This is a genomic window from Actinotalea sp. (genome assembly GCF_035443605.1).
Classification (GTDB): domain Bacteria; phylum Actinomycetota; class Actinomycetes; order Actinomycetales; family Cellulomonadaceae; genus Actinotalea.
The window spans coordinates 24,876-37,952 of the sequence record NZ_DAORSQ010000007.1; the positions used below are offsets into that span (position 1 = coordinate 24,876).

Annotated in this window: 6 protein-coding genes; all 6 read right to left on the bottom strand. The window is 75.2% G+C overall.

The features are described from left to right. Window positions 1–200: 200 nt before the first annotated feature. Window positions 201–2,549 carry a transglutaminaseTgpA domain-containing protein gene (locus PKY62_RS01855; protein WP_324534275.1) on the bottom strand — a complete coding sequence of 783 codons (2,349 nt, stop codon included), beginning with the start codon at window positions 2,547–2,549 and terminating at the stop codon, window positions 201–203. Continuing rightward, window positions 2,546–3,760 (bottom strand): DUF58 domain-containing protein, encoded by a 1,215-nt coding sequence (locus PKY62_RS01860; protein WP_324534277.1) that lies wholly within the window; start codon window positions 3,758–3,760, stop codon window positions 2,546–2,548. The genes PKY62_RS01855 and PKY62_RS01860 overlap by 4 nt, the downstream gene beginning before the upstream one ends. Beyond that, a complete protein-coding gene (locus PKY62_RS01865) occupies window positions 3,760–4,719 on the bottom strand; it encodes an AAA family ATPase (protein WP_324534303.1) in 960 nt (319 codons plus the stop codon). The genes PKY62_RS01860 and PKY62_RS01865 overlap by 1 nt, the downstream gene beginning before the upstream one ends. 90 nt (window positions 4,720–4,809) lie before the next feature. After that, a complete protein-coding gene (locus PKY62_RS01870; RefSeq protein ID WP_324534279.1) occupies window positions 4,810–10,635 on the bottom strand; it encodes a fibronectin type III domain-containing protein in 5,826 nt (1,941 codons plus the stop codon). Next, window positions 10,632–12,275, bottom strand: coding sequence for a serine/threonine-protein kinase (locus PKY62_RS01875; protein ID WP_324534281.1), 1,644 nt, complete (start codon window positions 12,273–12,275; stop codon window positions 10,632–10,634). Before PKY62_RS01875 ends, PKY62_RS01870 begins: the two co-directional genes overlap by 4 nt. Next, the coding region (locus PKY62_RS01880; protein WP_324534283.1) for an FHA domain-containing protein at window positions 12,272–13,077 on the bottom strand (806 nt) is incomplete at its 5' end. The genes PKY62_RS01880 and PKY62_RS01875, both read right to left, overlap by 4 nt.

Consider the following 13,077-nt stretch of genomic DNA (forward strand, 5'->3'; position numbering starts at 1 on the left):
GGGTCGGGGCGTGCGGGTCCGTGCGTGCGGGTCGGGTGGCCCGGGCGGGCCGTGCGCCGGTGGGTCGTCGGCGGCAGCGGTCCACCCAGAGGTATCGGCACGTGCGCGCGTCGACCTGAGCCCAGGACGCCGCGGACCTCGCCGAGGCCCCCGGACATCCGATCACACCCGGTGGCGTCGGGGGCACCCCGGTGCGTCGCTCAGGCGCGGCGTGCCCGCCGGCGGGCACGCAGCGAGGCGGTCGACCAGCGTGCGCGCCAGCGCTGACGTCGCGGGAGCACGGTGCGCATCGCGGCGACCGCGACGTCCACCTGGGCCCAGTACGCCTCGACCTGCTCCGGCGTCGGCTCGCCGGGCCCGAACACCATCGCGTCCGCCCCGGCGGCGAGACCCGCGACCGGCCCGCCCACCGACCATGCCCGGCGGCCGCTGCCACGGCCCACCGGACCGATCGGCGGGGCGGGTTGACGGCCGCGCGTGCGCGACCGCGGCTCCACGGGCACGAAGGCCCCGGCGAGGTGCACGGCCGTCTCGCGCCGGGTGGCCCGCGGTGGCGGCGGACGACGCATGTCGCGCGCGTGGTCCAGCAGCTCCTCCCAGCCGCCCACCACCCGGGCGACGGTGGGCCCCTCGGTGCGCCGTCGTCGGCGGCGCCGACGCTTGGCTGCGGCGATGAGCAGCAGCGGCCCGCCGAGCAGCAGCACCGGGATGCTCGTCACGCCCAGCACGGTGAGCACCGTGCGCAGCGTCTCGCCGCGCAGCAGGTCCTCCTCGGTGTCCTCGGTCCGGGGCTGCTCCGTGTCGTCGTCCGGCGGGGTCACGGGCTCCTGCGGCGGCGGCGGGGGCTGGCGCACCTGCGGCTGGGGCTGGGACTGGTCCTGGGGAGTCTGGTCCGTGGGCGTCTTCGACTCGTCCGGCGTCGGGTGGAACGGCACCCAGCCGTACCCGGAGAAGCTGATCTCGACCCATGCCTCGACGTCGGCGCCGGTGAGGACCACCCGATCGGCACCGGCCTGCTCGTCGCTCGGGGTGAAGCCCAGCACCACCCGCGCCGGCAGACCCATTTCGCGGGCCATGAGCGCCATCGCCGAGGCGTACTGCTCGCTGTCGCCGACCATGGGCACGCTGGTGAGCAGGGTGGTGATGCGGTCCGCGCCGTGTCCCGACCGGGACGGGAAGTCGCCCGACGCGACGAGTCCGTGGCTGAACCAGCCCTCCTCGGACAGCCAGGACCTGAGCGAGGAGGCGATGAGGGCCGGCGACGTGGCCGAGGTGGCGATCTCCGCCGCGCGCTCCGTCACCGCCTGCGGCACTCCGCTCGGCTGGGGCAGCCGGACGGATCCCACGGCGGCCGGACCCAGCTCGTCCTCTGCCACCACCGGCGGGACCACGACCTCTGCCGTCCACGTGGCCCCGTCCGGCACCCCCTGGGTGAGCACGGCGGTGCCGGTCGCGTCGTTGTAGCGCAGGTCGTCTGCGAGGTCGACCGCGTCCGGGCCGACGAAGTCGAACCGCTCGGTCCAGCCCACGGTCGGCAGCCAGACGAACGGCAGGCTGTGCACCTCGATCTCGACCGTCGCCCGCTGCCCCTGGACGGTGGTCGCGATCGTCTCGCCCACGCGTCGGAACTGCCCAGAGCCCTCGGCGGCCTCGGCGCCGGCGACGTTCCAGACCACGCCGTCGAACGCGTCCATCGTCGCCAGGCGCACCTCGGCGCCCTCGGGCAGCCCGCTGACCGTCAGCAGCTCGGTGTCCCTCCACTCGCTGACGAACTTGCGGAACGCCGACAGCGGGCTGGGCTGGTCGCGCGGGTCGAACGGCGGCACGATCTCGTCGCGCAGCACGAAGCGCGGCCGCTGGTCGGCGAGCACCGGGCCCGCGACCGCTCCGCCGCCGGCGACCACGGCGGCCATGAGCGCCAGGGAGAACCCGCGGCGCAGGGCGAGGCCGCCGGCGCGCCAGGCGGCCCACGGGAGCAGGAGCACCGCGATCCCCACCCCGGCCGCCACGGGTGCGACGGTCTGCTTGGTGCCCAGCAGCACGGCGAGCGCGAGCACGGCGAGCGGCACGAGACCCGCCCAGGCACGGCGCCGCCTCGGCGTCACGCGCAGGGCGACGGAGATCGCGACGACGCTGCCGACGAGCGCGAGCAGGTAGGGCGCGGCGAGCAGGTTGCCGCTCTGGCCGAGCACCGGGTCGAGGGTCAGCACCTGCTTCCACACCGTCACGAGCCCCGTGAGCAGCACGGTGACGGTGCGCACCGTGGGCAGGCCGCCCACCGTGGTCGTCGGTGCGGCGAGCACTCCGCCGAGGGCGAGGTAGACGAGGAGCACGGCGGCCATGGTGACGACGCCGCTCCAGCGACGCCAGGCGCCGAGCGCCGCGACGGCCGTGCCGAGCAGCAGGCCGCCGAGCACGGGCGGGAGCGCCGCGCGCGTGCCGAACACGGGCAGCAGGGGCAGCAGGGCCAGGCCCAGCGCTCCGACGAGCGCGAACCCGTCGAGCACGACCGCGCGGCCCCGGCGCGACGCCTGCTGCCCCCCGGTCATGCGGCCACCACCCGGCGCAGCACGCGCGGCAGGTCGGGCAGCGACCCGACCTGGGCGACGGACAGGCCGCCGCGGGTGTTGACCTCGAGCGGTGCGCCCGTGCGGCAGCCGAGCACGAGCGTCCGCATGCCGGCCGGGACGCGCGCGACCGCGGCGCGCAGCGCGGTGCGGTCGGCGACCGAGCCGGTGACGAGGATCGCCGCCGAGGCCTCGCGGGCGTCCTGCGCGATCCAGGCCGCGAGGTCGGCCAGCCCGCGCCCGCCGGCGGTGACCTCGAGCTCTGCGACGTCGTCGAGCAACCGCGACGGCGCATCGGCGCGCAACGCGCCGTCGCCGGCCAGGACCGTCAGGTCCCGCTCGTCGCGCAACGCCTGGACGCCGAGGGAGGCCGCCGCCGAGACGGCGAGCTCGAACTCCTCCTCGTCGGCGTAGTCGGCCAGGCACGTCGAGAGCGCGACGACGGTGTGCGTGCGCCGGGTGTCCTCGAACTGGCGGACCATGAGCTCGCCGATCCGGGCGGTCGTCTTCCAGTGGATGTGGCGGCGGTCGTCCCCCGGGACGTAGTCGCGCAGCGCGTGGAAGGACATGTCGGAGTTCGACACCTCGCGCGTGGACTGGCCCTCCATGTCGCGCAGCACACCCGCCGCGGCCCCGGCGAGCGAGACGAGCGTCGGATGGACGTAGAGGCGGGTCGGCTCCGTCCACTGGACGCGGCGACGCACGAGGCCCAGCGGGTCGCCGCGCACGGAGCGCACCGGACCGACGACCACGACGGCGCGCCGCGTGGTCGGGATCGCGAAGACGTCCTCGTGCTCGGCCCCCGGGCCGAGCGACGGCAGCGCGAAGTCCGCGGACCCGCGGCCGACGGGCAGCTCGATCCGTGCGGGCAGCAGCCGGCGGCGCGAGGTGTTGCGCACCGCGAGCCGGCCGACGGCACGCTGGCCGACGGTCACCCGGTGGTCGGCGAGGTCGAGGTCGACCGCGTACGTCGAGCGTCCCGTCGAGAGCAGCACGGCGGCGACCAGGGCGCTCAGCGCCCCGACGCCCACCACGGCGAGCTCGACCCAGCCGAGCACCCCGCCCAGGCCGACGCCGACCGCGGCGACGACGAGCACGGCCCAGCCGACGCCCGAGACGGGTCGCAGCAGCCGGGTGACGGGGCGGAGCACGCGCGCCAGGGCTGCCCCGGCGGCCCGCAGGACGCGACGCATCAGACGCGTGCGGCCGGGGGCTCGGTCTCGGCGAGGATGCGCCGGACCACCTGACGCTGGGTCACGCCCGCGAACTCCGCCTCGGTCTCCAGGATGAGGCGGTGGGAGAGCACGGACTCCGCCAGCAGCTTGATGTCGTCGGGGATGACGTACGTGCGGCCCTGGGACGCCGCCCAGACCTTGGCGCACCGGACCAGCGCGATGGCCCCGCGCACGGATGCGCCGAGCATCGTCTGGGCGTCCGCCCGGGTGGCCTCGGTGAGGCGCGCGACGTAGTCCAGGACGGCGGCGTCGGTGTGCACCGTCGCGGCGAGCTCCGCCATCTCGCCGACCGCCTGCGTGGTGATCTTCGGGCCGAGCCGGCTGGTGCGGTCCCGCTCGGCCGAGCCCGCGAGGATCTCGACGGTCGAGGCCCGGTCGGGGTAGCCGAGCGAGGTCTTCATGAGGAACCGGTCGAGCTGGGCCTCGGGCAGCCGGTAGGTGCCCGCCTGCTCGATGGGGTTCTGGGTCGCGATGACCATGAAGGGCCGGCCGACGGAGTGCGAGACGCGGTCGACGGTGACCCGGGACTCCTCCATCACCTCGAGCAGCGCAGACTGGGTCTTCGGGGAGGCACGGTTGATCTCGTCCGCGAGCACGACCGACGCGAACACCGGACCCTGGTGGAACACGAACTGGCGGGTGTTCTGGTCGTAGATCGTCACGCCGGTGACGTCGGAGGGCAGCAGGTCCGGCGTGAACTGGATCCGGCTGTGCGAGCCCTGGACGGTCGCGGCGAGCGCCTTGGCCAGCGAGGTCTTGCCCGTGCCGGGGGCGTCCTCGAGCAGCAGGTGCCCCTCGGCCAGCATGCAGGTCAGCGCGAGGCGCACCACCTGGTCCTTGCCGAGCACCGCCTCGCCGACGTTGGCGACCAGGGTGTCGAACGTCTCGGCGAACCAGGCGCTCTGGTCGGGCGTCATCATCGCTGGCCTCTTCCTGTCGTGGCGTGCTCTGGTGGGGTCGGCACCGCAGCGCCATTCGGAGTAGGACCTTGGTCCTGGTTCGGGTGATCAGCCACCGGGACCGCCCGGCACGACGACGTCCGCCAGGACCGTCTCCAGGCCCTGGCCGACGTCGTTCCGCGCCCGGACCGTGATGGTCAGGGTCTCGCCGCCGGTCGCCACCACGTCGATCGTCCGTTCGATCTGCACGACGTCGACCCGCGTGCCCCGGTCCCCGCGCACCTGCACCTCGTAGCGGGTCACCGGCCGGCCACCGTCGAGCGGGGCCGACCAGGCGAACCGGACCGTCGGCGCGGCGGCGAGGTCGGGCTCCGAGAACACCACGACGTCCGGCACCGTCGTCGGCGTGACGCCGACCGTCACCGCCGGGCTCCACTCGTCCTGGCTGCTGTGCGCCTGGACGCGCACCTGGTAGGCCGTGCCGCCGACCAGGCCGCCGAGGACGGCGGAGGTCGCGGTGGTCTCGGTCGTCGCCCCGCCGACCACCTCGACGCGGTACCCGACGATGGTGATGCCCTCGCCGCCGGCGTCCGCGGGCGGCGACCAGGTGAGCTCGACGGCGCCGGCGCCCCAGGCCGTGCCGGGAGCCGCGAGGTCCCGTGCCGTCAGCGCACGGACCACGCTGGGCGTGGCCCACACCCGCCCGGTCTGGTCGGCCGACGGTCCGGTGCCCAGCGTGTTCGTCGCCCGCACGGAGATCGCGTACTCGCGCCCCAGCACGGCGGGGAAGGAGTAGCTCCGCGCGGCGCCGCCGCCGGGGACCTCGGTCCAGGCGCCGTCGACGCTCACGTCGTAGGTCGTGACGGGGTCGCCGCCGTCGGAGGCCGGGGCGTCCCAGGTCACGGTGATCATGGGGTCGCCGAGGACCGACCCCACGGACGCTGCGACGGCCCGGGGCGCGTCCGGCTCCCGCGCGGGGACGACCGGGACGGACTGCCCGCTCCAGGCGCCCGGGTCGGGTGCGTTGTTGATCGCCCGGACCCGCACCCGGTAGGCCGTCCCGTTCTCCAGGCCGGTGAGGACCAGCGACGTGCTCGACGTGCTGAAGGTGGCGCCACCCGAGGCCGCCGGGCTCACCTCGACCTGGTACTCCCGGATCGGGGACCCGGTGTTCTCCGGCGCCGACCACGTGACGGTGACCCGCGCGTCACCGCGGACGACCGACGGCGTCGCCGGGGCCTGCGGTGCTGCGTCCGGGCGCGCGGGCGCGGAGCTGGGGCTCGCGTCCGACCAGTCGACGGCGTTCTGCGCCGCGACGGTGAACGTGTACTCGGTGTCGTTGGTCAGCCCGTCGATGGTGCACGTGGTCGCGGCGCAGGCGCGCACGTCACCACCCGGCTGGACCGTGACCCGGTAGCCGGTGATCGGCTCGCCGTTGTTGGCCGGCGCCTCCCAGGCCAGCACCACGGCCTGGTCGCCCACCTCGACGACGCGCGGGCTCGTGGGTGTGCTCGGGCGTCCGCGCACCGTCGTGACGATCCGGCCCTCGACCACCCGATCGGGGTCGGTGGTGGCGTCGCGCACCTGGAAGCGCGTGACCATCTGTCCCACGAAGCCCGGGGCCGGCCTGATCGTCACCACGCCGGGCGACACGGACGCGGTCCCGGCGAGGGGCGTCTCGACGGTCGCGTCGATCACCGTCAGCGGCACGTCGGGGAACGGGTTGAAGGCCCCGTCGAGCACGGTGACGCTCCGCGACTGGCCCTCGACGCCGAGGATCTGCTGGTCGAGGACCCGGGCCAGCGGCCTCGAGCTCGCGACCACCCGCAGGTCCACCACGACGGGGAGCCGGCCGGCGACGCCGTAGCCGATCTCGAGGCCCACGCCTCCGACGGTGCCGCGGCGCACGGCGCTGCCGGCCGAGACCGTGAGGACCGAGCCGTCGAGCGTGACGGCGAACTCGGCCGTCGGGTCGCTGGTGAGCCGGTACGTGAACTCGGCGTCGTCCTGGGTGCCGGACGAGCCCGGACCCGACGTGAACCGGGCGAGGTCGACCTGCGTGCTCTCCCCCGGACCGACGTCGAGCACCGAGGGGGTGAACGTCGGCGGGTAGTCCTCGACCGCGAGCACGGTGATGGGCAGCGTGAGCACCCGGGTGCGCGCCGTCACGTCGCCGGACGGGCCGTCGACGACCTCGAAGGAGATCGACGCCGGGCCGGCGTAGGCCCGCTGCGCCGTGTAGACGAGGGTGCGCGCGTCGCGGACCGGGCTCGTCCCGTCGGACCTCGTCGCGGTGACGGATGCGGCGTCGATGATCTGCGCCGTCCGCCCGGGGGCGACCTGGACGTACTCCGCCAGCGGGATCGTCAGCTGCGCCCCGGCGACCACGCGCAGCGCCGGCGCACCGGGCCGCAGGATCGGCGGGAAGTCGCCGAGGGCCGGCACGGTGATGAAGGCGTAGGCGCGCTGCCCCTCGGCGCCCGGTGCCGTGTTGGTCAGCGCGTACGGCAGGGTGCGCGGGGTGCTCGTCAGGGTGATGAGCACGGTCCCGCTCGGCGTCACCGTCGCGACGTCTGCGGACGCGCTGTGCACCGAGACCTCGAGGTCGCTGATCGGCCCGCTCGGGTTGGCCGCGACGCCGAGGACGTCCACCTCGACGGTGGACCGGTTGATCGTGTCGCTCGCGGGCACCACGACGTCTCGGGCGATCGGTGGCTCGTAGGGCGCGTCGTCGGACACCGTGACGGTGAGCACCGCTGCACCCTGACCGCCACGGTCGTTGCGTGCCGTGTAGCCGATCTGCAGCACACCGGGGCTGTCGGGGGTCCGCACGACGACCCGACGACCCTCGACGACCGCCTCCGCACCGTCGCTCAGCAGGAGCCCTGGGTCGAGCTGGAGGTCGCCGCCGCCCGTGTCGACGTCGTTGGCCAGCACCCGGACCTCCACCGTCCGGCCAGGGCGCACCAGCACGTCGTCGTTGCGCGCGATGACGTCGGTCGCCGTGGTCGGCCGTGGTGCGATCCCGACCCGCACGGTCGCGACCGCCCGCTGCCCCACCCAGTCCTCCACCGCATAGGTGAAGGTGTCCGTGCCGAACTCGCCCGGCAGCGCCTCGTAGTCGATCCAGTCCGCCCCGACCTCGACGACGCGGCCCTTGAGCGGGGCCTCGTCCTGGCCCAGCAGCAGGACGCCGTCTCCGTCGGCGTCGATCCCCGTGAGCGGCACGCGGATGCGCACGATCTCCCCGGCGAACACCCGCGCGTTCACCGCGACCGGCCGCGGCGGGGACTTCGTGGCGGCGTCCGAGGCGTGCACGCTGATCCGCACCACGCCGGCGGTCGCGTTCGCGGCGGAGTCCTGCACCACGAACCTCGCGGTGACCTCCATCGGGGTCGCCGGCGCCTGGAACCGGAGCACGTCGCCCGAGACGAACATGAACCCCTCACCCACGCCCGGGGCCAGCTCGAGCGTGGGCAGCAGGTCGATGTCGTCACCGTCGGGGTCGCTCGCACCCTCGAGCACGGGGATCGTCACCGTGCCGCCCGTGCGCACCGTGACGTCGACGTCGGCCACCACGGGTGCCTGCTGCGTGGCCGGCGCCGGCACCGGGATGACGTGGATCTCGCCGACAACGCTCGAGGAACCGTTGGACATCGTGTAGTGGACGGTCACGGGTGCCGTCAGCACCCTCAGCGAGCTGATCCGCAGCAGCTCCCGCTCCAGGGGCGCGAGCTGGAGCCCCGTCGACTCGGCTGCCTCCACCGACTGCAGCACGAGCACGTTGCCGGCGGGGTTGACGTCGTTGGCCAGCGGGGCGATGGTCACCTCGCCGCCGGGCGGCAGCAGGGCGATGTCCATCACCGCGATGGGCGCAGGGGTCGTCTCGGGCCGCTCGCGCACGTCGATCCGCGCGATCCCGGTCGACTGGACCGGCGCGGCCGTGACGATGAAGGAGACGTAGTAGGTGCCGGGTGTCGCGGACGTGAAGCTGAACGTCCCCGCCGTGAGGTCCGTGACGATCGTCGCGCCGAGGACCTCGTCCACCCCGGCCAGCCGCACCGGCTCGCTGGACGTCGAGCGCACGCTCTCGAGCGGTCGCACGACGACGGGCTGGTCGACGAAGGTGACCGCGTGCACCGGGTCGATGTGCGGCGGCACGGAACCCACGGGACGGACGTCGACGAACAACGTGCCCTCGACGGTCGCCGTGCCGTCCGAGACGAGCACCCGGACCGTCTGACGGCCCAGCGTGCCGCTGTTCGACTGGAAGAGGACCACCCCGTCCTGCCGCGAGCGCACCGAGTCGCCCCCGTCGACCGTGGCCTCCGCGAGCAGCAGGAGGTCCCCGTCCGGGTCGGCGAAGTCCGGCAGCACGTCGTAGCTGACGGAGGCGCCCTGCTCGACGGTCGCGGCGCCGAGCCGCAGCTGCACGGGCGCGGCGTTGACGCCGGCCTCGTGCACGCTGAGCACCACGGTGGCCGTCGACGGGGGCGTGTCGCCACGGCCGTCGGTGATCGTGTAGGAGATCGAGACCGTCCCGGTGGCGCCCGGGGCCGCCGTCAGCTGGAGCGCCCGCCCGCCGTAGACCGCGTCGAGCCTGCCGAACTCCACGGGCACCGGGTCGAACTCGGAGATCGCGAGGATGCCGCAGTCCGAGGACGAGTCGTTGTCGAGGACCGGCAGGATCGTGGAGCGGCCCGCGCGCACACCCAGCTCGTCGTCGACGGCGACCGGCTTCGCCGACTGCGCGGTGCACTCGGCCTGGAGGTCCTGCGTCGTCTGCTGGTCCTCGGTGTCCTGGTCGTCCTGGTCGGTCGGGTCCTCCGGGTCGACGTCCTGCCAGCTGGGCTCCCGCAGCTCCGGGTCCTCGCTCGGCACCCAGAGCCCGTCGCTGCCGGTGTCGTTGAGCACCACGACGGCCCGGTTGACCCGGAAGACCAGCGAGGCGGTCGCCGTCATCGCCTCGAGGTCGCTGACCTCGGGCGCGTCCCCGTCGCACAGCTGCAGATAGCTGCCGACGGCCGAGGCCCAGGCGCCGTGCACGCACGAGCCGACACGGACGGGCGCGGCCGGGTTCCCCGTGCCGCCGGTCAGGCGCTCGCGGACGGTGGTGCCGCCCATGGACACCTCGAGCAGCGACGTCCGGGTGGCGACGAGCACGACGGGTGCGGCGGCGCCGGGCTGCTGGAGCGTCAACCCGTCGCCGTAGGCGGCCAGGTCCACCTCGCCCGACGGCGTGTGGACGGTGGTGCCCACGAGCGCCACCAGCGCATCGCCGACCGCCGTGACCTGGTCGAGGTCGCCCGTGAGCGCACCGGCGAGCGCCCCGTCGTCCTCGACGCTCACGCCGTCGTCCGTGACGCGCGCACGCACCAGGCCGCCATCGGCCGCGGCACCGAGCACCGTGCCGTCCGGCGCGACCACCACCCGACCGCCGGGGCCGAGCTCCAGGTCCGCCGGGTCCGTCGCCGTGCTCAGCGTGCCCACCATCGCCATGGTGCGGGCCCAGGCCTCGCCGGTGGCGGAGTCACCGACCGCGACGGTCTCCCCTGCCAGCGACACGTCGGCGTCTGGGGGGACCTCGATCGGGTTCGACAGCGCGACGGCAGCCGGGTCCACCACCGCGATGGCGCCGGGGCTGGTCACGACCACGTCGCCACGGTCCTGCAGCACGTCGAAGCTCGACGTGGGCGACGCCACCGCGGAGTTGAGGTCGTCGACCGTGGCGTTGTAGCGCCCGACGAGCTGGCGGGACGCGTTCGTCACCCACACGGCACCGTCGTTGAGGTCGACCTGGGCCACGGGCGCACCGGGGTACAGCACGGCCAGCGTGGCGATGACGGCGGGCACGACGACGGTGCCGACGGTGGCGGTCCACCGCCGGCGGGCCGAGGCGGCACGGCGTGTCACGGAGCGGACGGCCTGGCTCATGGCGTCACGCACCCGAGGGCCGGCTCCGCGGAGAACCGGCCGTCCGAGCGGACGAGCGACACCTCGATGCAGACCTCCGTACCGAGGGCACCGGCCGTGAGGCTGACCGTCGGGACGTCGACGGGCACCAGCTGCGGCTCGCCGGTGAGGACCGCACGCCCCCAGAGGTAGCGGTCGCCGTCCTGCGGGTCGGGGTTGGTCCAGCGGAACACGACCGAGCCGTCTGCCGCGACGGTGCCGACGAGGTCGACGGGCGTCGGGACGGCCCGCAGGCCGGGGACGGAGGACGACGCGCTGGGCGTGGGCACGGTGGGCTGGAGGTCGAGCCCTGCGGGGCGGAAGGCCAGGACCGCGGCCAGGACGACGGCCGCGACGACGACGGCCCCGGCCGCGACCCCGAGGATCGCGCGGCCCACCCCGCGACGCGCGGGGGGCCCCGAGGCCGAGGCCGGGTCGGCCAGCTCGGCCGTCGCCCGACGCCAGTCCGCGGGGATGTCCTCGAGCTCGGAGCCCGGCAGCACGACGGCGGGGGCCGTGCCCGACGGTGCGACGGGGACCACCGGCGGTGCAAGGAGGTCCGGGTCGGTGCTCCCCGGGACGCCGACCGGGCCCTGGCCGTCTGCGGGCTCCGGGTCGGGGGTGCCGTCCGGCCCGGCCGCGGACGCGGCGGCTGCCTCGTCGGGGTGCACCGTGCGCACGGGCCGCAGCCGGGTGGCCTGGCCCGCCTCGCCGAGCTCCGTGACGCGGCCGGGCGCGGGCCGCGGGTCGGCGTCCTCTGGCAGGTCGAGCGGAGTCAGCGGGAGCATGAGCTCCGCCTCGACCTGCTGCAGCGCCCGCGCGAAGGCGAGGGCCGAGTGGTGCCGCTGGGCCGGCGACTTCTCCATCGCCCGCGCCAGGACGGCCTGCAGCGAGTCCGGCACGTCGCCGCGACCCGTGGGGCCGAGCGGGGTGCGCTCGATCCGCCCGATGAGGTCGGCAGCCGTGTTCGAGCCGTCCGGCACCTCGAACGGCGAGCGCCGCGCCAGCAGGGAGTACACCGTGGCCGCCAGCGAGTACACGTCGGCCCGGACGTCGCCGACCGGCTCCTCGGCGAGCATCTCCGGCGGGGACCACGGGATCGACATGCCGATGCTCGTCCCCGCGAGGCCCGTGGTCGCGGCGATGCCGAAGTCGGCCAGCGCGGGCCAGCCGAAGTCCGTGATGAGCACGTTGGCCGGCTTGATGTCCCGGTGCAGGATGCCCGCGCGGTGGGCCGTCTCGACGGCGCCGGCCAGCCGGACGCCGATCCGCAGCACCTCGGCGACCCCCATCCGCTCGGCACGGTAGCGCTGGCCCAGCCCGGGGCGCGAGCAGTACTCCATGACGAGGTAGGGACGGCCGTCGGGGGCCACGTCGGCCTGGAGCACGGTGACGATCGACGGGTGGTGGGACAGCGTGGCCATGAGGTCCGCCTCGGTCCGGAATCGCTCCCGGGCCTCGTCGTCCAGCGAGCTCGCGAGCAGCACCTTGACGGCCACCGGCCGTCGAGGCATCAGCTGGCGGTAGAGGAAGACGTCGGCGAAGCCGCCCATCCCCAGCAGCCGGGTGTACTCGTACCCGGCGATGGTGGGCGGCGTCGACGCCTCACGTCGTGAGCTCACCCACCCGCCTCCACGATGAAGGTCACGCCCTCGCCGATGTCGACGACGACCCCGGCCTCGACGACGGTGGGCTCACCCGGGTGCAGGCGCTGGGGCCCGGCGCCCTGACGCAGCAGCAGCACACCGTTGGTGGAGCGCAGGTCGGTGACGATGACGTCCTCGCCGTCCATCCGGACCTCCGCGTGGGTGCGCGAGATGTCCTGGTTGGGGCTGGCGACGGTGAGCAGCCGGGGGATGTCGTTGTTCTGCACGCGGGTGACCTGGGGCGCCCGGCCGATGAGCACCGGCCGGTTGAGCGCGACGGTCAGCCCAGAGGACATGAGCAGCTTCGCCGGCGGCGGCGTGCGCGGCGTCGGCACCGCGAGGGCCGGCACGGCGTCCCCGGCCCACGCGGGCAGCTGGCGGCGCAGCGCGACGACGTCGGAGCTGAGCACGGTGAGGCCGTCGTGGTCCTCCGTGGCCCGCGGGGCGCCGTCCGACGAGCCCTGGGCGCCCGGGTCACCGACGGCCCCCGCTCCGACCGTGACGGGCACGGGCGCGGGTGCCGGTGCGGGCGAGGGTGCGGGTGCCGGGACCGGCTCGGGCTCCGCGACGGGTGCGGCCTCGACGTACCCGCGCTCCGGCCGGACCGGACGCGCGACGGCGGAGACCGGCTCCCAGACCGGGCGGCTGGGCGGGACGGGCAGCAGCGGGGCATCCTCGTCCGGGGCGTGCGGCTCGGCGGCCTCGTCCCGCACGAGGTGGACCCGCTGGGCGACGACCGGCGTGGCGGCGGGCGGCGTGGGGGCCGGCGGCGTGGCGG